This window comes from Bradyrhizobium sp. C9, from assembly GCF_002532045.1.
Lineage (GTDB): Bacteria > Pseudomonadota > Alphaproteobacteria > Rhizobiales > Xanthobacteraceae > Bradyrhizobium.
Genome location: NZ_NWTG01000024.1, coordinates 17794 through 39787, shown reverse-complemented (window position 1 = coordinate 39787; position 21994 = coordinate 17794). Strand labels below are relative to the sequence as shown.

Sequence of the window (21994 nt, the reverse complement as noted above, 5' to 3'; positions counted from 1 at the left end):
TCAACCATCGTCGTCCCGGCGCAGGCCGGGACCTATAACCACCGCGCTCCGTTGGCGTACGGATAACTCGCCGCTTGCCCCTTGCGATGGCCGCGGCGTATGGGTCCCGGCCTGCGCCGGGACGACAAGATCAGTCCGGCTCGAATTACTATCACTGATGCGGAGATTTTCCTCGCTGTCCCGCATTGCGGGAACCCTTGTCAGTCTGCGGCGTTGACGTCGCGTGGCGGGCACTCCGTTTGCCGCAATCCTGGGAAAGAGAACCTTGGAACACAACGTTCCGGGGCTTTTCTCATTGGTCCATTCTGATGACACTGCAGCGGACACAATTGAGCTCTGCGACGACGCATGCGGCGGCTGCTGCAGTCACGCCCGATGACAGCCGCATCATCGAGACCTCGATTCCGCTTCGGCTCGACGGTCTCAGCTGGAGCGGCTTCCACACGCGCGTCGTGCTGGCGCTCGGCATCACCTGGATTCTCGACGGGCTCGAAGTGACGCTCGCCGGTGCTTTGTCGGGCGCGCTGAAGGAGAGCCCCACGATGAGCTTCTCCAACGCCGATGTCGGGCTTGCCAGCAGCGCCTATCTGGCCGGCGCCGTGCTGGGCGCGCTCGGCTTCGGCTGGCTCACCGACCGGATCGGACGCAAGAAGCTGTTCTTCATCACGCTCGCGCTCTATCTCTCGGCGACGGCTGCGACCGCACTGTCGTGGAACGTCGCGAGCTACGCGCTGTTTCGCTTTCTCACCGGCGCCGGCATCGGCGGCGAATACACCGCGATCAATTCGACCATCCAGGAGTTGGTGCCGGCGCGCTATCGCGGCTGGACCGATCTCGTCATCAACGGCAGCTTCTGGATCGGCGCCGCGATCGGTGCGCTGAGCGCCATCGTCCTGCTCGATCCTGCGTTGCTTGCGCCGGACCATGGCTGGCGGATCGCCTATTTCACCGGCGCGGCGCTCGGTCTCGTCGTGCTGTTGATGCGGATGTGGATTCCGGAAAGCCCGCGCTGGCTGATGATCCATGGACGCCCCGAAGAGGCCCACAGGATCGTCGCCGGCATCGAGACCTCCGTGCTCGGTCACGAGCAGCCGAGCGAAGGCTTCGAGAAGATCAAGCTCCGGATGCGCGATCACACGCCGCTGCGCGAGGTCGCGGTGACGCTGTTCTCCACCTACCGGCAGCGCTCGCTGGTCGGACTCACGCTGATGGCCGCGCAGGCATTCTTCTATAATGCGATCTTCTTCACCTTCGCGCTGATCCTGACCGATTTCTTCGGCATCGCCGCCAGCAATGTCGGCTGGTACATCCTGCCGTTCGCCGCCGGCAACTTCCTCGGTCCGCTGCTGCTCGGCCGCCTGTTCGACACGCTTGGCCGCCGAACCATGATCACGCTGACCTACAGCATCTCGGGCGTGCTGCTGGCGCTATCAGGCTATCTGTTCTCGATCGGGGTGTTCAGCGCGCAGACCCAGACCATCGCCTGGATGGTGATCTTCTTCTTCGCTTCGCCGGCCGCGAGCGCCGCCTATCTCACCGTCAGCGAGACGTTTCCACTCGAGGTCCGCGCGCTTGCGATCGCCGTCTTCTATGCTGTCGGCACCGGCATCGGCGGCGTGATCGGACCGGCGCTGTTCGGTGTGCTGATCGACACCGGATCACGCAACAGCGTGTTCGCCGGCTACCTCTTGGGGTCGGCACTCATGTTGGTCGCCGCAGCCGTCGCATGGCGCTATGCCGTCGCGGCCGAGCGAAAACCGCTCGAATCTGTCGCGCGGCCGTTGGCATTTGTGGAGTAGACTATGACGAAGCATGAACTGGCCGAAATGCCCCTGGATGACGACATCACCCCTGACATGACGACCGGCAGCAGGCCGGCGCCGGCATCGCTGATTCCGCCGCTGGATCGCACCGCGGTGCTGCTCGACATCGACGGCACCTTGCTCGATTTCGCGCCGACGCCGCGCGAGGTCTGGGTGCCGCCGGAGCTCGCGACCACGCTGAAGCAATTGCATGATCGCACGGGCGGCGCGCTGGCGCTGGTCTCTGGCCGCTCGCTCAACGACATCGACCTGATCTTCGCGCCGGAGCAGTTTCCCGCGGTCGGCGGCCATGGCGCCGAGATGCGGCTGCAGCCGGACAGCGAGGCGGTCGCCGCGCATGCGCCGCCGCTCGACAAGGAATTGAAGCGCCGGCTCGCTGCGATCGCCAAGCTCAGTCCCGGCATTCTGCTCGAGGACAAGGGCTATTCGCTGGCGCTGCATTATCGGCTGGCGCCGCAGGCGGAGAAGGCGATCTATGAAGCCGTGTCGCTGATCCGCGCCGAGCTGCCGAATGCGCCGATCGAGGTGCTGCCGGGCAAGAGCGTCTGCGAGATCAAGCATTCCGGCTTCACCAAGGCGACCGGCGTGCTTGAGTTGATGACGCATGAACCCTTCAAGGGACGCCGCCCGTTCTTCATCGGCGATGACGTCACCGACGAAACCGTGTTCGCGATCATGCCCGATTTCAACGGCCTCGCATTCTCCGTCGGACGTCGCGCCACCGGCGTCGCCGGACATTTCGACGGGCCGAGCGATGTGCGCGAATTTCTCGTACGGCTGCTCGACGTTGATAGGGACGTCAGCCTGTCCTAACCAAATCGTCTGCATCCCACGCGCGAATCGAATGCGGTGCTTTTGCGTCGTGTGAGCGACCTCGCATGAAATTTTCTTTTCGCGAGTTCCCGCGAGTTCCTTCGCGCTTCGCCAGAATTTGGTTTCAATTGGGAGATTCCTTGACGCGTGCCGCCGATTTGAAGTTCCTAAAATCTTGCGGCTGGCACGTGTAGGAACTTCAAATCGATCAGCGGCACGCGATTAGCTGTTTGCGAGCGCCCCTTTTCTTCCGAAGTTGGCGTAAGAAACCGCGGCGAACGCGACGCCAACTTCGGAAATGGGGCGCTCGGAACCATCTTGATGAATGGTTGTTAATACGCGAGTTGACCAACAGGAGGGGACCGGGTGAACCTCGTCGTCGTATCGAACCGCGTCTCGCGCGGAAAACCCAATGAACCCATGACGGGGGGGCTGGCTGCGGCATTGTTGCCGGTGGTGGAAAAGACAGGGGCAATCTGGGTTGGTTCCAGTGGACGCGTCCGCGATGGGAACTTGAAGGAACCTTTTGCAGAAGTCGAAGCTCTCGGCGCCGGCGCGCTGGCGATGCTCGATCTGCCGGCCGCGCACTATGGCGGCTACTATGAAGGTTTTGCCAATTCGGCGCTGTGGCCCGCGATGCATTCGCGCGCCGACCTGATCCGCGCCTCGCACGAGGACTATAATAGCTATCGCGAAGTGAATGCGTTCATGGCGCGCGCGCTGCTGCGCTTCCGCAAGCCTGATTCCGTCTTTTGGATCCAGGACTATCATTTCCTCGCGCTCGGCGCGGAGCTGCGCGATCTCGGCGTCACGCAGCCGATCGGCTTCTTCCTGCACACGCCGTGGCCGGCGCGCGCGGTGATCGCGGGCGTGCCCAATCATCGCGAGCTGATCGAGGCGATGCTGTCCTATGACCTGATCGGCTTCCAGACCGATGAGGACTGCGAGAACTTCCTGAGCTACGTGCAGAACGATCTCGATTTCGCGGTGCGCGACGGCGTGATCAATTCGTCGTTCGGCCGTACCCGCGCGGCGGTGTTTCCGATCGGCATCGATCCCGGAAAATTCGCGCAGCAGGCGACCAAGGCGATGATGCATCCCGACGTGACGCGGCTGCGGCGCAGCCTCAACGGCGAGAAGCTCGCGATCGGCGTCGACCGGCTCGACTATTCCAAGGGCCTCGTCAACCGCATCAAGGCGTTCGACAAGATGTGGTCGCTGCATCCGAACCTGAAGCGTTCGGTGTCGCTGCTGCAGATCGCAACGCCTTCGCGCGGCGCGATCGAGGCCTACGGCAATCTTGCGAGCGAGGTCGCCAAGCTCGTCACCGACGTCAACGGCGTGCATGGCGAAGTCGACTGGACGCCGATCCGCTATCTCAACAAGGGCTTTGGCCAGGGCGTGCTCGCAGGCCTCTACCGCACCGCGCAGGTCGGCGTGGTGACGCCGCTGCAGGACGGCATGAATCTGGTCGCCAAGGAATATGTCGCCGCGCAAAACCCGGCCGACCCCGGCGTGCTGGTGCTGTCGAAATTCGCCGGTGCCGCGAACGAGCTCGACGCCGCGCTGCTGGTCAATCCGCACGACATCGATGGCATGGCGCGCACCCTGGCGACGGCGCTCGCGATGCCGCTGACCGAACGGCGGATGCGCTGGGAAGCCATGATGGAGAAGCTCAACAGCGGCACCATCCAGCAATGGTTCGCCGATTTCATCGAGGCGTTGCAGGATACGCACAATGCGGGTGCCGCGGCGCTGCCGGAGCCACCCAGCCTGTGGTCGCGCCGCACGGCGGATCTTGCTGCGCGATTTCACTGAGCGAGCATGACCATGGTGGGGCGTGTTGGTTCGTGTCTCCCAGGTGTTATGTCGTGCCTGCTTTCGCAGGGACGACAGCGAAGTTGTGGCGATGTCGCGAACCCATCCGCTCCCGTTCTCGCGGCATCACTGCCCGAGCTGCGCAGCCTCGTTTCGCGCTCTCGCTTGAGGCGGTCCGCAGGCCGCATGGCCGGAAGCGCGGAATTCCCAGCGCGGAGTGGCGAGGACCGGCCCGATCGATGGCATGGCCTGATTTGCACCGGTCTTTGACCGGCCAGCGGCCAAAATCGCGCGCCGCGGCAAGCGGAGCCATCGGGCGCGGCTGATGCCACCGCCAATTTACCCAATATTTTCAATCCATTGGGGAAATTTCGCGCGCCGGCCGCGCACCCCTTGCAAAATCTGCCTCAGCCCTTCAAGAGAGGCCGCCCGGAGAGATGGCCGAGTGGCTTAAGGCGCACGCTTGGAAAGCGTGTGTGCGGGAAACCGTACCGTGGGTTCGAATCCCACTCTCTCCGCCACTTGGCCCCAAAATTTCGTACCTCGAAACGGAGACAGGCCCGAAAACTCGGCCGTTTTCGTGCATTTTCTCGCCCTGGAGAAATCCGGCCGTACTAAAAGTGAGCCGTGAATGGGGCTGGAGAATGCGTTTTTCTCCGAATCCTAGAACGCCGGAAATTGGTACGGTACGGCATTTCGCGGAAAACAAAGCCCTAATAGCGGGTCGGTTTTGAATCTCTCTCGCTCAACCGAAACAGGAAAATGGGAGTATCGGTCCTCAGCAAGGCAGCAAGGTTACGCACGCTCGGCTCGATCGATTGGTGCGCCCGTGTTCGGCTCAATCAAGCCTTACTCAGAACGCTGAACGCGAGCTTTGCTAAGTTCATTTTTGGGCGTGGGCGCCGAGCCGACTGACGCAAGCGCGAGTTGGACGCGAGCTGTTGTCGGGCCGCACGTGATGAGGAGCGTGCGCCCTTCTGCGACAGATGGATTTCTCGAGCACTGTAGGACGATCTGAATTTCCTCGCCATAACAGAGGCTTGTTCCTGCAATCGTCAGTTGCGCTTGGAGCGAGCCGAAGGCATTGTGTCTGCCAAATTCGACTGGGGAACTTACCGCAATGGCAAGGGGACGTCCGAAAAAGGACGAGCAAGATTCAGCGTCGGCCGCTCCGGCCAGATCATCAAAGAACAAGGCGAACGGCAACGGGGCAAATCTCGGCTTCGAGGCGCAGCTCTTTCTTGCTGCAGACAAGTTGCGCAAGAACCTTGAGCCGTCCGATTACAAGCACGTCGCGCTGGGCCTGATCTTCCTCAAGTACATTTCCAATGCCTTCGAAGCCAAGCGGGCGGCGCTGCTGGCGGAAGACCCAGCCGCGGCCGAAGATCCTGATGAATACCTCGCTGAGAACGTGTTCTGGGTGCCGAAGGAGGCGCGCTGGTCACACCTCCAGGATAGCGCCAAGCAGCCGACGATCGGCAAGCTGATCGATGACGCAATGGCGGAAATCGAGCAAGCGAACCCCAGCCTCAAGGGCGTCCTACCGAAGGACTACAATCGCCCGGCGCTCGACAAGATCATGCTGGGCGAACTGATTGACCTCGTCTCGGGGATCGGAATGGGCGAGCCGAACGACAAGGCGAAGGACATTCTTGGTCGCGTCTATGAATATTTTCTTGGGGGCTTCGCCGGCTCCGAGGGTAAGCGCGGTGGAGAGTTTTATACGCCGCGGTCGGTGGTGCGGGTGCTGGCCGAGATGCTGGAGCCGTATAAAGGTCGCGTGTACGACCCCTGCTGCGGCTCCGGCGGCATGTTCGTGCAGTCGGAAAAGTTCGTTGAGACCCATGGCGGCCGGATCGGCGACATCGCGATCTACGGGCAGGAAAGCAACTACACGACGTGGCGGCTGGCCAAGATGAACCTCGCGGTGCGAGGCATCGATGCCGACATCCGCTGGAACAATGAGGGCAGCTTCCACAAGGACGAGCTGAAAGACCTGCGCTTCGACTACATACTCGCCAATCCGCCCTTCAATATTTCTGACTGGGGTGGCGAGCGGCTGCGCGAGGATGCGCGCTGGACCTATGGTGCGCCACCAGTCGGCAACGCCAACTACGGCTGGCTCCAACATATTCTATGGCACCTCGCCCCCAATGGCACGGCGGGAGTGGTGTTGGCTAATGGCTCCATGTCTTCAGCGCAATCGGGCGAAGACACGATCCGCAAGGCAATGGTCGAAGCCGATGTGGTGGACTGCATGATCTCCCTACCGGGTCAGCTTTTCTACTCGACGCAAATTCCCGCCTGCCTCTGGTTTCTTGCGCGCAACAAGAACCGCCGCAGCAAGCTGCGTGATCGGAGCGGTGAAGTACTGTTCATCGATGCGCGCAAGCTCGGCACGATGGTGGACCGGACGCGCAAGGAGTTTTCGGAACAGGATATCGCCAAGATTTCCGGCCTCTATCACGCGTGGCGCGAAGGTAACGGCTACGAAGACGTGCCCGGGCTTTGCAAGTCGGCAAACCTGGACGAGATCAGAGGTCACAACCACGTTTTGACACCGGGGCGGTATGTTGGTGCGACGGACGTTGAGGATGATGACGTGCCGTTCTCAGAGCGGTTCGCCGCATTGCGTGCAAAGCTAGATGAGCAGGTTCAAGAAAGCGAGAAACTGACGGCGATCATTCGCGCGAAATTGGCGGAGATTGGCGCGAATGGGTGAGTGGCGCGCTACAACCTGGGGCAAAGAAATAAGCCTCGAATACGGAAAGGGAATTCGGGGCTATGCTGATGCAATTGGACCTTATCGGGTCTTCGGATCAAACGGCCCAGTCGGCTGGACTTCGGAGGCGCTCGCTCCCGGCCCTGGCATAATTCTGGGTCGAAAGGGCGCGTATCGCGGCGTTCGGTTCTCGAAAGAGCCCTTCTTTGTAATCGACACTGCGTATTACGTGGTTCCAAAGTCCGGCTTGGATATGCGCTGGCTTTACTATGCAATAATCCATCACAAGCTCGGTGAGATTGACGACGGTTCACCGATCCCTTCGACCACACGGTCAGCGGTTTACGTCCGCAATTTAAGCATTCCGTCCCTAGCCGAGCAAAAGGCTATCGCTTCCGTCCTCGGAGCACTCGACGATAAGATCGACCTCAACCGCCGCATGAACGAGACGCTCGAAACGATGGCCCGGGCGATCTTCACCGACAAGCAAGATAGAGGTGAATGGCCGGAGTTGCGGCTAAGTGATGTTTGTGAAATTTTTGACGGTCCGCACGCCACACCAAAGTTAGTGGACGAAGGCCAAATATTCTTAGGAATATCTAATCTTTCAAATGGACGCTTGGACCTGTCAACCACGAAACATGTTGCGCCTGAAGATTTTGCGAAGTGGACCAGACGAGTAGCGCCCACCGCAGGTGATGTCGTGTTCTCATATGAGACGCGACTGGGTCAGGCGGCCCTTATTCCCCAGGGACTTGATTGTTGTCTCGGCCGCCGCATGGGCTTGCTGCGTATAATTAGTAATGAGATTAGCCCGACGCTTTTGTTGCGCGCCTATATGGCCCCGTCGTTCCAGAATACCATTCGCCAGCGAACTATCCACGGAAGCACTGTGGATAGGATACCTTTGATTGATCTAGGTGACTTTCCAATAGGGCTGCCAACTGGGGCCGATGGTGCAATGCTGACGAGGATGCTTGAGCCGCTCGACGCCAAAATCGACGCTAATGACAGAGAGAGCAAGACATTATCTGAGCTTCGTGACTTTCTCCTTCCAAAGCTCATGTCGGGTGAAGTTCCTGTGACGGATACTGAGCGAATTTTGGAGGCAGCACTGTGAGTTCGAACTTCGCCGAAAGCCATGTAGAGGAAGCCACTCTCGCGTGGCTGTCTGAGCTTGGCTACAGCACGGCGAATGGCCTCCACATCGGCCCAGACGGCGACAAACCTGAGCGCGCAAGCTATGGCGATGTGCTGCTAGTTGATCGCCTGCGCGCAGCGATTGCGAAGCTCAACCCGACGCTGACCGTCGAGGCGCGCGCCGAAGTTCTCGCCAAGGTCAGCCAGACGGAAACGCCCTTGCTGGTCGAGGAGAACCGGCGGCTGCATCGCTACATCGTGGAAGGCGTTCCAATCGAGGTGCGCCGTGCGGATAGCTCCATTGGCGGCGAGCAGGCGCGCCTTATCGACTTCGATGACCCGGACGCCAACGACTGGCTGGCGGTAAACCAGTACACGGTGATCGAGAATAAGGCGAACCGGCGGCCCGACGTCGTGATCTTCGTCAATGGGCTGCCGTTCGGCGTGATCGAACTCAAAAATCCGGGCGATGAGAACGCCACCCTCGACGGCGCGTTCAACCAGCTACAGACCTACAAGGCCCAGATCACCTCGCTCTTTCGCACCAATGCGGCGCTGGTCGTATCGGATGGGATAGCTGCCCGCATCGGCTCGCTTACCGCAGACCGCGAGCGCTTCATGCCGTGGCGGACGGTGATGGGTGATGACCTGGCGACCAAAGGGACGCCCGAACTTGAGACGGTGCTCAAGGGCGTGTTTGAGCGCCGCCGTTTCCTAGCGCTGATTAAGGATTTCATCGTCTTCGGCGACACGGGGAGTGACGTTGCCAAAATTCTTGCGGGCTATCACCAGTTCCATGCGGTGCGGAAGGCGGTGGAGAGCACGCTATCGGCAAGCGCGCAGGGTGGTGACCGCAAGGCTGGCGTGATTTGGCATACGCAGGGCTCCGGCAAGAGCCTCCTGATGGCGTTCTATGCCGGGCAGATCATCAAGCATCCGGGGATGCAGAACCCGACTGTGGTGGTGCTGACCGATCGCAACGATCTAGACGACCAATTGTTCGCCACCTTCAGCATGTGCAAAGACCTGCTGCGCCAGACGCCGCAACAGGCAGAGGACCGCGATCAGTTGCGCAAGCTGTTGGATCGGCCCTCCGGCGGCGTGATCTTCACCACATTACAAAAGTTTGCGCCGGACGAAGGCCAGACCGACTATCCGGCTCTTACCGACCGGCGCAACGTGATCGTTATCGCGGACGAAGCCCACCGGAGCCAGTACGGCTTTCGCGCCAAGGTCAAGACCAAGACCGGCGCGATTTCCTACGGCTTTGCGAAGTATCTGCGCGATGCGCTGCCGAACGCATCATTCATTGGGTTCACCGGCACGCCCATCGAGAAGGACGACGTCAACACACCGGCCGTGTTCGGCGAATATATCGACATTTACGACATCAGCCGCGCGGTCGAGGACGGCGCAACCGTGCCGATCTACTACGAGAGCCGGTTGGCGCGGATCGAACTCGACGCGAATGAGCGGCCGAAGATCGACACTGAAATCGAAGAACTCACCGAGGACGAAGCGGAGAGTGAACAGGATCGGCTCAAGCGAAGATGGGCAAGTGTCGAAGCGTTGGTCGGGTCGGATAAGCGGCTCGGGATGGTGGCGCAAGATCTTGTGGCGCATTTCGAGGAGCGGATCGCAGCACTTGACGGCAAAGCCATGATCGTCTGCATGAGCCGGCGCATCTGTGTGGCACTCTATGATGCCATCGTGAAGCTGCGCCCGGAGTGGCATAGCGACGATGACGACGCGGGTGCGATCAAAATCGTGATGACGGGGGCGGCTTCTGACCCGGCGGCTTGGCAGCCCCATATCGGCAAGCGGCCAAAGGCACGGCGGGAATTGATTGCCAAGCGCGCCAAGAAGTCGAACGACCCGCTCAAGCTGGTGATCGTGCGTGACATGTGGCTCACGGGCTTCGACGCGCCCAGCATGCACACAATGTACGTGGACAAGCCAATGAAGGGCCACGGACTAATGCAGGCCATCGCGCGCGTGAACCGAGTGTTCCGTGACAAGCCTGCGGGGCTCGTGGTTGATTACATCGGTATCGCGCAGAACCTGAAAAGCGCGCTGGGGCAATATGCCGGACACGGCGCCGAACAGGTCGGCATCGACGAAGCAGATGCGGTGCGCGTACTCATGGAGAAGTACGAAATCGTCCGCGCCATGTTCCGCCCTGACATCAAGGGCGGGTTCGATTACCGCCCGGCGCTGAGCGCAACCGCCAAACCGCAGGCTCGGCTTGCCATCATGGCCGGCGCCATCGATTGGGTATTGACGCTCCAGCAGGCCGACGCCGCCAGGGAGACGACTGAGGACGGCAAAAAGCGCGCCCATCGGCGCTATGCTGATGCCGTGGTGGCGCTGTCGAAAGCGTTCGCCCTGGCTGCGGCCTCAGATGAAGGGCAGGCGATCCGTGATGAGGTCGGGTTTTTTCAAGCAATCCGAGCCGCCTTGATCAAGAGTGTGCCCGGCGACGGCAAGAGGAGTGCTGCGGAGCGCGAACTAGCAATCCAACAGATTGTCAGCCGAGCGGTAGTGTCTACCGAAATCGTGGACATCATGAAGGCCGCAGGACTGGAAAGCCCAGATATATCGATCCTGTCGGACGACTTTCTTGCCGAAGTGCGCGACAGCGCGAAGAAGAATCTTGCGGTGGAGGCACTTAGGAAGCTCATTAACGGCGAGGTGCGCTCACAGGCCAAGCGCAACGTGACGCAGTCGAAAGCGTTCTCCGAACGATTAGAAGCGGCGATCTTACGCTATCACAACAACGCGCTGACGACCGCACAGGTGCTCGAAGAACTGATCCAGCTTGCCAAGGACATACGAGCGGCCCGGACGCGCGGCGAGGAGAGCGGCCTCTCGGACGAAGAAATCGCGTTCTATGATGCGCTGGCCGAGAACGAGAGCGCGCGGCAAGTCATGGGCGAGCCCGCACTGCGGGTGATCGCGCACGAACTGGTGGCGAGCATCAGGAAGAACGTCACGGTTGACTGGATGCACCGAGAGGCGGCTCGTGCTCGCATGCGTGTGTTGGTGAAGCGACTGTTGCGCAAGTACGGCTATCCGCCGGACTTGCAGGACGCGGCGGTGCAGAAGGTATTGCAGCAGGCTGAGGCGCTATCGGCTGATTGGGCGGCCTAACGGTTTTTCCAAATTCTTTTCGAATGATCGCTATCTTCGCCTTCTCGGTGACCGCGCTTTACTAATCTTCTTGAGGGGCCGCTTCGCAACAACACCTTCCAGCGCCGTCACGGGCATGTTGATTTTCGCCAAAGACTTGGTCGTGGAATCCAAGATATTGTCTTCTAAAATCAGGTAGAAAGGGAATTTCAGATCGACGATCGGTTGTTTGACGTTGTTGATCCATTCCTGAAATTCACTTAGCCGCTTTCTGCTTGTGCGCTCAAAGAGTTCTCTGTATCGACGTGGTGAAACGCCATCGAAGTGTTCGAAGCTAACCCCGTCAAAAGCAGCGTACTTGCCCCGGTCCGCCCCTTCTATGATTATAGAATCAGAATGGAGAGTGGATGCGAGGCTCTTCGGGTACGGTTCGAGAAATACCACTTTCTTGATACCAGCCGCTACTATGTGTTTTGCACATAGATGGCAGGGAAAGGTCGTTGTAAACAGAACGGCATCCTGCACTGATCGACCCAATCTCGCCGCGTCACATATTGCCGACATTTCGGCGTGAATGATCCGCCCGTATTCTAGGGCATCCATAAACTGAGAGTCTTGGATCTTCTTGTCGTCGAGGAGCTTTTTTGCGTTGCGAAGACCCGCGAGCTCGAACAGCTCTTGCAGCAATTGCGCCTTGCGTTTGTCGTTCGCATCGTGGCCCCGTTGATAGTCGCGATCATCATTCCCTGCGGGGTCGTCGCACCAATATGTGCCGCCACCTGCTTTTGGGACCTCGTTTGATCCCATTGAGATAATTTCGCCGTCGCTTGAGAATATCGCCACGCCGACTTGACGGGATAGATCAAGCGTTCGCAATGCCGCTGCTTTGGCGGCGAACATTCCGTACTCGCTTCGGGTTGGCGATATCTTATTCGATCCAAATAGCAGGTCGCAGAATCGTCTAATTTGGCGATCGACGTCTTCCTCACCCTTGTCGGAGTTGACGATGACATCTGCGTCGTGGAAAATTCTCGACACGCGCTGGCCGTGTCGCTCATCCGACTCGTTTTCGTCCTTTTGCACGACTTCTTCGGCCGCGCCTCGGTAGCTATTCGGATTTCCTCGGTTGTGCCCTTCAGCAAAACGCCTTGAAAGGTTATCGACTCTGGCGCCGCGTCGGGAATAGACCGATACTTGAAAGAAGGCTCGGCCGTACACTGACCGCAAAAGGTCGATTTCTTCTCTGCGTTTGAATTGGTAGAGTAGATAGACGTTCTTTTCGGGCGCTAAGGCTTTGTTGGAACTGACGCGAGATCGCCGTCGCTGTATGATGCGCGTGATTGTTATCGCTGCAAGAATTTGATCGTCGTCGAATGTTGCACGCAGTTGGTTCCCGTACTTGATGTAGGTTTCAAGCCGGCGCGCTTCTGGGTTTGGCGCGAGTTTCTTCTTGGGCGGGAGGTAAGAGGCGATTTTTTCAAATACCTCCGTTACCTTGATCGGAACAACGTTGTATCCCTCGCTGGTAAAATACTTGGAAAAGCTGTTGATCGAAGCACGTATGTCCGTGCCGATTGGCGCTACAAATCCTATAAATAGCTCGGGTTGAGCGATACGAATTATATCATGTGCCAAGGATTCACGTTCCGTTTAAGATTTGGTAGAAAGATTATTCGGGGGGAGCTGATTCGAAATGGCCAAGGTTAGCAATCGAGCACGGGGAACTGAAACAGACAGCGCCGCCGCTGAACTGAAGGCCGCGCATACCGAAATCATGGATGCTTGGTTTGAGCAGTGGAGAAACCAAGAGCAATCCAGGATCGACATTGCCTTCAAGAAGGCTCGGACCACTGAACAGCAGCGCAAGCAATTTGCCTAATTTTTGAGTTCTTTGGCAGCGCTATTCTTGCCGAATTGCGTCTATAGTTAACGACACGCATTGCGTGTGACACGTTTAGGTCTAGCTCTTTTCCCAGCAAGCCGGGCACCCTAGAAATCTGACCTTTACCTTCGGGGTACCGCTCGGTCGTAAAGGCGCAGTTTGCGCAAGGGCGTCTAGAATCGCAATAAAATTCCATAACATTCGATGGGCGAACGTTCGTATCGATTCAAAATTGTGAATGCGGCTTTCACTCAGACGCCAAATCTGACCCACGACGGTGGGAGCACTCGCCTCTAGGCCGCCAAAGCAAATCGACGACAGTGCTCAAGATAAGCTGCTTCGTGAGACGCAACCAAGGAGACGACGCTGCTCCAGAGCCAGCTTGGCGCGTCCAGCGACTTGCTCTTGGATTCAGCGAGCGTTCGAAGCCATTGCTTTCGCTCTGCACCGTCCATCTGGCGCCCATGTGCCTTGCCCACGACTGTCGCTAGATACTTAGCAACATCCTCCGCTTCGTCTTGAGCCATAGAATCGAAATCGAATTTCAAATCTTGCGGCATCAGCTCCCGAATGAATACCGAGCGGTTGCCGATACTGCCGGCCACCATTCGTTCTCCCAGGTTTGGCGAAAGATTTTTTGCTCCCTCGACGACTCGGTCGCCATTCGACTTGGGCATTCGAACCTTCTTGTACCGCGGAGCCGATGCCGTCACCGCTTCCTTGATATCCATCAACGCGTATTCGGCCGACCGGCCTGATCCGACTTTGACCAAAACGGCGTAGCGCAAAAGCCCAAGCGAGCTGCAGCCCTTTACCCAGTAAGCCGCATCGGCGACTTTGAGTCGGCAATCATCCTTGCGCGATTTGAGCGCTGTGATCAGATGCTGAAGGGGGCTAGCTGCAAACAGCTTCTTGATTCGTTTGCGTTCCAAGTCCGATATCGAAAGAAACTTTTTGCCTAGCGGGATCGTGGGTTTTGTGTTTCGGATCCGCTCTTCAGCGAGATGCTTCCAAGTGCGCCGTGCTGACTGCCGCACCACCAGGCGAATTGTTTTCGGCATGTCGCGCAAATCGTCTTCTGAACGAAGCGCCTCCTCATAGCCTGCGATCATTGCTTCCATCATCTTGGCCGCGGTGACGCCGGGTAGGTTGGAGCCCCGCGAGGCTGTCGTGAGCGACAAAGCTAGGCGGATCAGGTCGTGAGACGGATTGCCAATCACGGTCTGGTCAAGATCACGTATCTGTACTCGTATCTTGCCATCTGCGTCCGCCAGAGGTCCCAAATTGCCCGCGTGGCAATCGCCGCAGATCCAGACCGGCGGCCCCTCTGGCAAAGTGCCTCGTCGTTGAGCGTCTAGCCACTCATAGAACTTGACGGTGCTTCCGCGAACATAAGCGTGCGCTGAGCGTGCCATCTTCAGCGTTTGTTGTGTTTTTAGAATGCCTTGCCGCGTTGAATCCAGATTGCTCACCAGACCCCTCCGCACAGTCCGCAATTGGGTTCCGGCAAGTGGAACTTCATGAACGCCCTAAAGTTCCGCGGTCTAAAGATACCGCAGGCGTTATCTCGGCCTACGGCCCCGCGGGGCGGTGGCAAACGTTAGCCCAAGAACCTTAGCTCGGAGCCGCACCGCGGCTTCACTTCGGTTCATCTCCACGGCAACCTCGGCGGCATAACGGCCTTCAGCGATGAGTTTTTGCAGAGTGCCGTCTTCAGCGGGATCCCAGGGTCGGTTCTTCGGCATCGTGATGCAAGTCAGTCTTTGAGGCCAATTCGTACTGCTGAGCCTTCTCCAGCAGCGCGTCTCTGATCGGACCGGGCGGAAGAAGAGCGGCCTGTCTTCGCGCTTCGCGTGCACATTCAGAGGTGACTTCTTGCTCTTTCGTCATGGCTCGCCTCCAGCTCCTTGCGGACGGCCGCAGCAGAATTCCCGACTTTATCGACCGCCTTGCGAAGCTCTTCCTTCGAGACACCCAACGCATGAGCCCAGCATTTCACTTGATCAGGCGCATGCACATTGATCTTTGAACGCTCGAACTGATCTTTCTTGGTAAGGCTGTCCATTACCAAATAACTCGGGCTCGGAAGCTCCGTTCCTAAGTAGGAACTGGCGAGCCGATTCATGTGTTCATCCGAGCAGGAGGTGCCGACATGGCAAAGGCAGCATGGAAACGACCGGGTTCACCCATCGGCAAAAAGGGCGCGCGAAAGGCCGACCCATAGTACAAGCGCGGTTCGCGTCAGCCTTGGACCGATAAGGAAGTCAGCCAGCTTCGATCGCTCCCAAAGGCGAATACTCGACAGGTGTCATCAGCCTTAAGATGGAAAGACCGAAGGCTTCGATCGCGAGTATAGCTCAGTGCGAGGGCATCTCGCTCCGGCCGATCAACCGCTCGCCCTACAGCCGTCGTAAGAAGACCGCGCGGCGCTAGCTCTGGAGGGCGGGGTCTACGAGAAACCCCGCTCACATCGGGCTCCTCCAGACCCTGATCCATGTCGCTGGAGCTGTTACATGCGCATCTCATGCCTGCGCCACACTGGCAACCACGGGGGTCTTTTGTCCAGGCCAGGTGCGGATGGTTTTCGCAGACCCAGCCCAGACCGCCGCAGATCGGACAATTGGGGTCGATCATGCCGCGAGCAAGCGCTTGTAGCGCCGGTAAGCGTCAATGGCATTGTTCGCCAGCATCAGCGGCCGGTGCTCACCGGCTCGGGCCATGTCGTCAATACTTCTGAGAAGGAAGCGGCTCGCGTCGGCTGCATCTGTGATTTCGCCGGAGCGCTCGAGGAAGTCCCAGGCGATCTGAATCGACTTCTCCACGAGGACTGGCAACGGCTCGCTCATAGAAGCAAAACAGGCCTCGAGCTCGATAGTTCCTTTTGCAATATACGCCGAGCCCGCGGCAGGCTATGCGCCCATACCGTTATAGCTTAGGTTGCAGCCGGGCGGGGGCGAGGCCCGCGAAGTCCATCCTCGATACCAAAGCTTGTCTTCCTCCAGTCTCGGTCCCAAACGTGCAATACCGATCATGACAACGCGAAATCGCAGCCTGCTCGTCTTTCTTGTTGCCGTTGTAGGTACCGGCTGGCTGATCGGTGCAACCAACTTGCCTGGCGCATGGTACGCTGCGCTGCAGAAGCCGCCATTCAATCCGCCGAACTGGGTGTTCGCGCCAACCTGGACCATTCTGTACGTGATGATCGCCATCGCTGGATGGCGCACCTACCTACAGGAGGTCAATGGCAAGGCCTTGCAGGTCTGGCTCGGACAGATGGCACTTAACTTTCTTTGGTCTCCCGTTGTCTTCCGATTGCATAACTTGGCTATGGGCCTTGCAGTCATCGTTCTGCTGCTGGGTTTGATACTGTTTTTTATAGGTCTGCAATGGCGGACCAATCGGCTTGCGGCGCTCTTATTTTTCCCGTACGCGGCCTGGGTGGCGTTTGCGTCGCTCTTAAACTTCTCACTGTACCGCCTAAACTGATCAGCCGAAAAGATAGCGCTCATCCTGCTCAGTTCTGACGGTACGTCGATCAGAGAGCGATCATCGGGAGCGGTGCACGATTGCGTCGCACAACGAGGTTCGGGCTTTCGAAGCAAGCCAATGGATGTAAGTTTAGCTACAGGCTTACAGGCCGGGACCGACGACATGCGGCGGACACTACTGATCAATCCTTTTAATCTGCTCGCCGAAACACCTAGCCAGGGTGCGGATCCGGCTCAAAGATACACGCCGGTGTGCGATCGTTGCGGTTCAGATGACATTGTTTGTCACGCAACCATCCAATGGAGCAATGAGGCCCAAGACTGGCAATTGACAAGCACTTTCGGGCAGCCTGCGCATTGCAATCGCTGCAAATCGCCGTGCGGCATAGAATGGCTCGCGTTCAGCTAGTCGCGTGCGGTCATCTGCTGCAGGAGCGCTTCTTGCCGGTCCCACTCGACTGGAAGCGACTTAAGCAAAGTTGCCAAATCAAGCCCAGTGGGTTGTCTGCCGTTGAGAATCGCTTCCGTGAGCGTTGGCGAGAGTAGCGTCAACCGGAGCACCCGGCAGAGGTAGGATTCGTTGATCTTCTCAGCCTTTGCCAAGTCGCGGACTGAAGTAAATAGGTTCGACTCGAGCATGCCGCGCCATCGATGGGCGCGAACGAGCGCCTTGATCATGGTGTTGTCGACACGTGTCGGAGCCGGCGACCAGGGCGAAGAATCGGCAGGGGTAACAACGCGTTTCCGGCCTCCCTGTCGGCGCAGCGAAATCGGTATGCTCACAACCATAGTGCGGCCATCACGGCTCATCTTGGGGCGACTGGGCACGCCGATCGTAATAGGAGCTGGGCGGGTCATTCGGCGGCTTGTTGGAGGACTGGTTGTGTGCTGAGTTGGCTAGTTAGCGAGGTTAGGCCCTCAACCTTGAGCGTGATGTCCAGTTTGTCCGACCCAAGATCGGCGCGCTCGACGAGCAGCTCAACGATGCGAGCTTGCTCTGCTGGAAACAGCTCATTCCATAGCTCGTCAAACCCAAGTAACGCGTTGCGGACATCGTTCTCAGTGACGTCCCTGCGCTGCTTGCGCGCCGCACGCCAAGTCTGAACGATGACCTCAGGGGTTTGGAGCAGAAGGCGAACCTGTTCGACGACGATTCGTTCGATCTCGGCAGCCGGCACCATTCTGACCGGACAGTCGGACCTGCCCTGCTTCAGCGCTGTCTGGCTGATGTAGTAGCGGTAGAGCCGCCCGGCTTTCCGTGTATTGGTTGGCGTCATGGCTGCTCCATCAGAAGCAAAGAGGAGGCCTCTCAGCAGTGCTGGTGATCGTGCACGGGCATTATTTGCTCGCTTGCGGGGGCTCTCCTTTAAGATGCCATGGACCTGGTCCCAGAGCTTGCGATCGATAATCGCTTCGTGCTCGCCGGGATACGACGTCCCCTTATGCACTGCTTCGCCGATATAAACCCGGTTGTGGAGGATCTTGTACAGGACGCCCTTGTCGAGCACGTGGCCATATCGGTTTTTCGCGCCGGCGGTGACGAGTTCGCGAGCCAGCAGCGTTGCAGACTTAAGTTGGACAAATCGTCGAAAGATCGACCGCACGCGTTCAGCGTCCTGCTCGTGGATGAGCAGCTTGCGATCGCGGACTTCGTAGCCGAGGGGTGTCCAGCCTCCCATCCACTTGCCACGCTTACGGGACGCTGCAACCTTGTCGCGGATGCGCTCGCCGATCACTTCTCGCTCGAACTGCGCAAACGTGATCAGGATGTTCAGCGCCATGCGGCCCATGGCGTCCTTAGTATTGAAGGACTGAGTCACGGAGACAAATATGACGCCGTGCTGTTCGAATAGCTCGACCAGCTGGAGGAAATCGAGCATCGAGCGAGAAAGACGGTCGATCTTGTAGACGACAATAACGTCGATCTTCCCAGTTTTGACGTCGGCCAGCAGCCGCTTCAGAGCGGGTCGCTCCAACGTTCCTCCCGAGAACCCACCATCATCGTAGCGGTCCGAAACCAGTGACCAGCCCTCGGCTCTTTGGCTGGTGATGTAGGCCTCACAGGACTCCCGCTGCGCATCGAGTGAGTTGAAGTCCATGTCGAGCCCTTCTTCGCTCGACTTGCGAGTGTAAACGGCGCAACGCGTTTTGCGAACCGCACCCGGACGTACGCTCGAATCAAATGGGCTGCTTGAGCGCTTAGCGCTGCTTTGCGGGCGATGGCGGAGGCTCATTTCCGATCCAGAGTGTTCTTAAGACCAAAAAAGACCCAGCCATTCCATTTGGTGCCTGTGATCTCGCGAGCGACCGAGGAGAGGGACTTGTAGGGACGGCCAAGGTATTCGAAGTCATTCAACCGGACCGTCACGGAATACTCCGCGCCCTGCCATTCCCGGATCAGTCTGGTTCCAGCTATCGGCCGCAAGGCGGGCCGAGCTTTGCGCTCAGCCGGCTCCTGACTGGCATATTGTTTGGCCATAGCCTTCAGGCGGTCTTGGGTCTCGCGGCTGAGCCCGCCATAAGCCAGCTCCTGAATGCGATAGGCCAATCGGTTCTCTAGAAAGCGCCGATTGTAGGCTGGAGGCTCAGTATCAAAGAGCTCGCGCCAGCGGCTCTTAAGAACGTCGACAGGGGCGCTCTTGAGGGCCGCCAGCTGCGACAGGACGTGGGTCTTCAAAGGGCCAATTCCTTGCTATTTCGCCGGACATGACCCTCAACCACCTCGTCACTGTCGAGCGGATTTTCTTCGTTGCAACGCGATAAATGACTGGACTTTCGTTCCAGAAGACGCTGGAGGCCGGCGGCCAGGATTGTGCCGATTTCCACGACTTTCGCCCTGGTCGAATCCGAATCGGTTGTGAAGGTCGGTATCATCCCGCGAGCGTCGGCGGGCAGAATGTCCTGTCCAAGAGGTCCTACCCGGAAATTTTCGAAGGTTGATTACCGCAAATGTCCAGATCCAAGCGTTGGTCGATGAAGGTACCCGAGGAGAAGATCGATCCTGCCGGGACCCCGAATGCCCTAGCCGAAGCAAAACGAGAGCTCGGTTCGTTTTCGTCCAACCATGTCTTTGACCAAGTCTGTCTTTGCGAAAAATGCGCAGAGGCTCGGATTACTCAATTAGCAAAGCGCTTCAACAAACTACGATTTGCCTCCAGGGGCGCCCCGAGAGCTGGCCATGTGACGCGGAATCTGGAGGAGGTCGCCGCCAAATCGCGTCAGTTGGCGTCCTTGCTCAGCTCGTTGGACGACTATTCTCGGGAGTGGCTTTTGAAACCAAGGCCGCCGGCCGCGGGCGGTCCTGATCCAAGATTGCTGCATAGGAAGGCGCGCGCATCCGAGTTGCCGCCACCCTCTTTGGTCGCAAACGGCGATGGAGAGTTTGTGGCCCAGCTAAAAGCGTTGACTGAATACGCTCGCTTGATGGCCCAAGAGTTCGAAATGTGGAGTCTGTTGAACACGCCGTTTCCGATTAAGGATCGTGGCGGAAATACAAACATCGTCACCCAATGGCACGGTACACCTTCTGAACGACTAGTGATCGGCGCTTACCACATTTACGACGATTTCCGGCCGGCTGAGGCACGAAAGACGGAGGACGGATCCTTCCACAGGTTCGTCAACCAGGTATTCCTCTATTCGACGGGTACGCGCAAAGGGCAGTCAAGTCTCTACATTCAGATCAAGCGGCTGCTCGGTCGCAATGGCGCTTTGAAGATTCCTAAGTGATGTCCCAGTAGTCGATCTGGTGGTCCTTGCAGGACAATACCCTTTGACATTTCTGGGTTCTATACCCTGACAAGTTTCCTCGCGCGGCTTACGGCGTTCGTGCGCGGCTTCTCGCCGCGTGCATTGAAGAGCGTCGTGTTCATGCGCGCTGGTCGGTTAACGGCGGCGGCGCGTACTGATTTGCTTACCGTGGGATACAGCCAAAGCGAGCCCGGCCTGAAGCGTGAGGGTGGCTGTCGGCGAGGTGGACATCGCCGCAAGTAGACGCGACCTGCGTTGCGCCATCGCATGCGCAGGGTCCGAAAGCGACGGCCTGGCTCCGCCTAGCAAGATCGCAGAGGGCATGGGACGAGTCTCGATGCGCGAGCGTCGGGATTTCTCGCCTATGTCCTCCGCTCCAACCTTCACCACCAAGCAGGAGGGTAAAATAACACTATGGCTCACTCTGATCGTGCGAAGCTCGAAGTGATAGGCACGAGGGGAGGGGGTGGTCAAAACTCTACAGTGCCCCGCTGCCGACCGGAGTGGGTGGTTCACGCGCAAAATCTCGGAATTAAATACAGAAAGCCACTCGGATATTTTGCGTTAAGAGCCAACGAGCTTGGAAACTTGGACAATCACGAAGAGGTGCATCAACGATGAAACGAGGTTCGAAACATTCGCCCGAAATGAGGGCTCGCATGGCCGAAGTAATGCGATTGCGCAGTGCTGAGATCAGTAAGCGCACCAAAGAGCGAATGGCTGATCCCGAGGTTAGGCAGCGAATCAGGGAAGGTATGCAGGCCGCTTCGGACGAGGCGGCCGAGGTTAAGATGCTGCGCGCGGCCTGGTTGGCCGCCAGTCCGGCAGCGCGTACTAAGTTTCTGATCGAACTCACCAGAGCGGGCACCGATCAGCAGTGAGAGTGGGGCTGCTGAATTCCTCAGGTGCCTCCCGGCCCGCGGTCCGGTGTCACTCTCACGCAGTGATGTTTTCCAGCAGCGCTGCGATTTCGGAAGTTAGCAGAAATGCTCGCTTTGTCCGATACTTACAGAGGAGCAAAAGGCGATGCGGTGGAGGGCGAGAGAGCCTTATTCTATGCCAAGTAAAACCTCCGCGAGGGCTGGCGCAAATCCGTCCGCGACACCCTGCAGGAGTGTGGGATCCAGTTGGTCACCGCTCCGGTACCGCCGCCGGGCTTATACGGATCTACTTTCGTCGGGAGTGGGCATAATCTTCTGGACACAACGCGCGGCTGTACAACATAAAATGGTCGCGATTGAGCATAACTCGCGGCATTGAAAGCGAGATTTCAGGGGCGGTAGTGAAGTTCGATCCACGATTATTTGCGCTGATTTTGGGTTTGCTGCAGCCTCTCCGATCGACCGGGCGGCTTTTCGTCCGCAGCAGTATCGCTGCACAACCGGGATCTTTTGGTCCTGAGCTCCCCGACAATTGAAGGTTAGCTCCA

The 21994-nt window shown here is 58.5% G+C and carries 17 protein-coding genes and 1 tRNA gene; 11 read left to right on the top strand and 7 right to left on the bottom strand.

Translation table 11 applies throughout. From position 1 onward, the window contains the following. Positions 1 to 308 precede the first annotated feature (308 nt). The 7 genes from CO675_RS32235 (at position 309) to CO675_RS32205 (ending at position 11466) form a co-directional block, all read left to right on the top strand. Positions 309 to 1799 carry an MFS transporter gene (locus tag CO675_RS32235; RefSeq protein ID WP_097675800.1) on the top strand — a complete coding sequence of 497 codons (1491 nt, stop codon included), beginning with the start codon at positions 309 to 311 and terminating at the stop codon, positions 1797 to 1799. Positions 1800 to 1802: 3 nt separating this feature from the next. After that, positions 1803 to 2636 (top strand): trehalose-phosphatase, encoded by an 834-nt coding sequence (otsB, locus tag CO675_RS32230; RefSeq protein ID WP_097675799.1) that lies wholly within the window; start codon positions 1803 to 1805, stop codon positions 2634 to 2636. 366 nt (positions 2637 to 3002) lie between these two features. Next, positions 3003 to 4454 (top strand): trehalose-6-phosphate synthase, encoded by a 1452-nt coding sequence (locus tag CO675_RS32225; RefSeq protein ID WP_097675798.1) that lies wholly within the window; start codon positions 3003 to 3005, stop codon positions 4452 to 4454. A 431-nt stretch (positions 4455 to 4885) separates the two neighbouring features. Continuing rightward, a tRNA-Ser gene (locus CO675_RS32220) sits at positions 4886 to 4975 on the top strand. 599 nt (positions 4976 to 5574) lie between these two features. Continuing rightward, positions 5575 to 7176 carry a class I SAM-dependent DNA methyltransferase gene (locus CO675_RS32215; protein WP_097675797.1) on the top strand — a complete coding sequence of 534 codons (1602 nt, stop codon included), beginning with the start codon at positions 5575 to 5577 and terminating at the stop codon, positions 7174 to 7176. Beyond that, complete coding sequence (locus CO675_RS32210; protein WP_097675796.1) at positions 7169 to 8296, top strand: restriction endonuclease subunit S; 1128 nt, start codon at positions 7169 to 7171, stop codon at positions 8294 to 8296. Before CO675_RS32215 ends, CO675_RS32210 begins: the two co-directional genes overlap by 8 nt. Beyond that, on the top strand, positions 8293 to 11466 hold the full coding sequence (locus CO675_RS32205) for a type I restriction endonuclease subunit R (protein WP_097675795.1): 3174 nt from the start codon (positions 8293 to 8295) through the stop codon (positions 11464 to 11466). Before CO675_RS32210 ends, CO675_RS32205 begins: the two co-directional genes overlap by 4 nt. Before the next feature lie 30 nt (positions 11467 to 11496). Here CO675_RS32205 and CO675_RS32200 read toward each other — a convergent pair whose 3' ends face one another. After that, positions 11497 to 13080, bottom strand: coding sequence for an anti-phage dCTP deaminase (locus CO675_RS32200; RefSeq protein ID WP_245453019.1), 1584 nt, complete (start codon positions 13078 to 13080; stop codon positions 11497 to 11499). 58 nt (positions 13081 to 13138) lie between these two features. On the opposite strand from CO675_RS32200, the gene CO675_RS32195 reads away from it, so the two are divergent. Then, a complete protein-coding gene (locus CO675_RS32195; RefSeq protein ID WP_097675794.1) occupies positions 13139 to 13324 on the top strand; it encodes a hypothetical protein in 186 nt (61 codons plus the stop codon). Positions 13325 to 13620: 296 nt separating this feature from the next. On the opposite strand, the gene CO675_RS32190 is transcribed toward CO675_RS32195, so the two are convergent. The 3 genes from CO675_RS32190 to CO675_RS32175 all read right to left on the bottom strand — a co-directional run bounded on the left by CO675_RS32190 (position 13621) and on the right by CO675_RS32175 (position 16173). Continuing rightward, positions 13621 to 14799, bottom strand: coding sequence for a DUF2252 family protein (locus tag CO675_RS32190; RefSeq protein WP_283808133.1), 1179 nt, complete (start codon positions 14797 to 14799; stop codon positions 13621 to 13623). A 389-nt stretch (positions 14800 to 15188) separates the two neighbouring features. Then, the gene (locus CO675_RS32185) at positions 15189 to 15392 is read right to left on the bottom strand and encodes a DUF3606 domain-containing protein (RefSeq protein ID WP_097675792.1); all 204 of its coding nucleotides are present in this window, start codon (positions 15390 to 15392) and stop codon (positions 15189 to 15191) included. 565 nt (positions 15393 to 15957) lie between these two features. Next, positions 15958 to 16173: a hypothetical protein gene (locus CO675_RS32175; protein WP_097675791.1), complete on the bottom strand. Its 216-nt coding sequence runs from the start codon at positions 16171 to 16173 to the stop codon at positions 15958 to 15960. Positions 16174 to 16357: 184 nt separating this feature from the next. Between CO675_RS32175 and CO675_RS32170 the strand changes: the two genes are divergently transcribed. Continuing rightward, positions 16358 to 16813, top strand: a complete 456-nt coding sequence (locus CO675_RS32170) for a TspO/MBR family protein (protein ID WP_097675790.1) — start codon at positions 16358 to 16360, stop codon at positions 16811 to 16813. A 407-nt stretch (positions 16814 to 17220) separates the two neighbouring features. Here the strand turns inward: CO675_RS32170 and CO675_RS41690 are convergent, their stop codons facing one another. The 3 genes from CO675_RS41690 to CO675_RS32155 form a co-directional block, all read right to left on the bottom strand. Then, entirely contained in the window at positions 17221 to 17493 is a 273-nt protein-coding gene (locus CO675_RS41690) for a hypothetical protein (RefSeq protein ID WP_245453018.1), read from the bottom strand. Between the two features lie 176 nt (positions 17494 to 17669). Next, positions 17670 to 19049 (bottom strand): recombinase family protein, encoded by a 1380-nt coding sequence (locus CO675_RS32160; RefSeq protein WP_097675788.1) that lies wholly within the window; start codon positions 19047 to 19049, stop codon positions 17670 to 17672. Next, positions 19046 to 19492 carry a DUF2924 domain-containing protein gene (locus CO675_RS32155; RefSeq protein ID WP_097675787.1) on the bottom strand — a complete coding sequence of 149 codons (447 nt, stop codon included), beginning with the start codon at positions 19490 to 19492 and terminating at the stop codon, positions 19046 to 19048. Before CO675_RS32155 ends, CO675_RS32160 begins: the two co-directional genes overlap by 4 nt. 272 nt (positions 19493 to 19764) lie before the next feature. Between CO675_RS32155 and CO675_RS32150 the strand changes: the two genes are divergently transcribed. Further along, positions 19765 to 20544, top strand: a complete 780-nt coding sequence (locus tag CO675_RS32150; RefSeq protein WP_143279182.1) for a hypothetical protein — start codon at positions 19765 to 19767, stop codon at positions 20542 to 20544. 680 nt (positions 20545 to 21224) lie between these two features. After that, positions 21225 to 21446, top strand: a complete 222-nt coding sequence (locus CO675_RS32145; protein WP_245453016.1) for a hypothetical protein — start codon at positions 21225 to 21227, stop codon at positions 21444 to 21446. Positions 21447 to 21994 lie beyond the last annotated feature (548 nt).

Bases quoted from the DNA above. Each gene is read 5' to 3' on its own strand.
- CO675_RS32235 (WP_097675800.1), top strand. From the start codon at position 309: ATGACACTGCAGCGGACACAATTGAGCTCTGCGACGACGCATGCGGCG.
- otsB (WP_097675799.1), top strand. From the start codon at position 1,803: ATGACGAAGCATGAACTGGCCGAAATGCCCCTGGATGACGACATCACC.
- CO675_RS32215 (WP_097675797.1), top strand. From the start codon at position 5,575: ATGGCAAGGGGACGTCCGAAAAAGGACGAGCAAGATTCAGCGTCGGCC.
- CO675_RS32210 (WP_097675796.1), top strand. From the start codon at position 7,169: ATGGGTGAGTGGCGCGCTACAACCTGGGGCAAAGAAATAAGCCTCGAA.
- CO675_RS32195 (WP_097675794.1), top strand. From the start codon at position 13,139: ATGGCCAAGGTTAGCAATCGAGCACGGGGAACTGAAACAGACAGCGCC.
- CO675_RS32185 (WP_097675792.1), bottom strand. From the start codon at position 15,392: ATGGACAGCCTTACCAAGAAAGATCAGTTCGAGCGTTCAAAGATCAAT.
- CO675_RS32175 (WP_097675791.1), bottom strand. From the start codon at position 16,173: ATGAGCGAGCCGTTGCCAGTCCTCGTGGAGAAGTCGATTCAGATCGCC.
- CO675_RS32170 (WP_097675790.1), top strand. From the start codon at position 16,358: ATGACAACGCGAAATCGCAGCCTGCTCGTCTTTCTTGTTGCCGTTGTA.
- CO675_RS41690 (WP_245453018.1), bottom strand. From the start codon at position 17,493: ATGATCAAGGCGCTCGTTCGCGCCCATCGATGGCGCGGCATGCTCGAG.
- CO675_RS32160 (WP_097675788.1), bottom strand. From the start codon at position 19,049: ATGAGCCTCCGCCATCGCCCGCAAAGCAGCGCTAAGCGCTCAAGCAGC.
- CO675_RS32150 (WP_143279182.1), top strand. From the start codon at position 19,765: ATGTCCAGATCCAAGCGTTGGTCGATGAAGGTACCCGAGGAGAAGATC.
- CO675_RS32145 (WP_245453016.1), top strand. From the start codon at position 21,225: ATGGCCGAAGTAATGCGATTGCGCAGTGCTGAGATCAGTAAGCGCACC.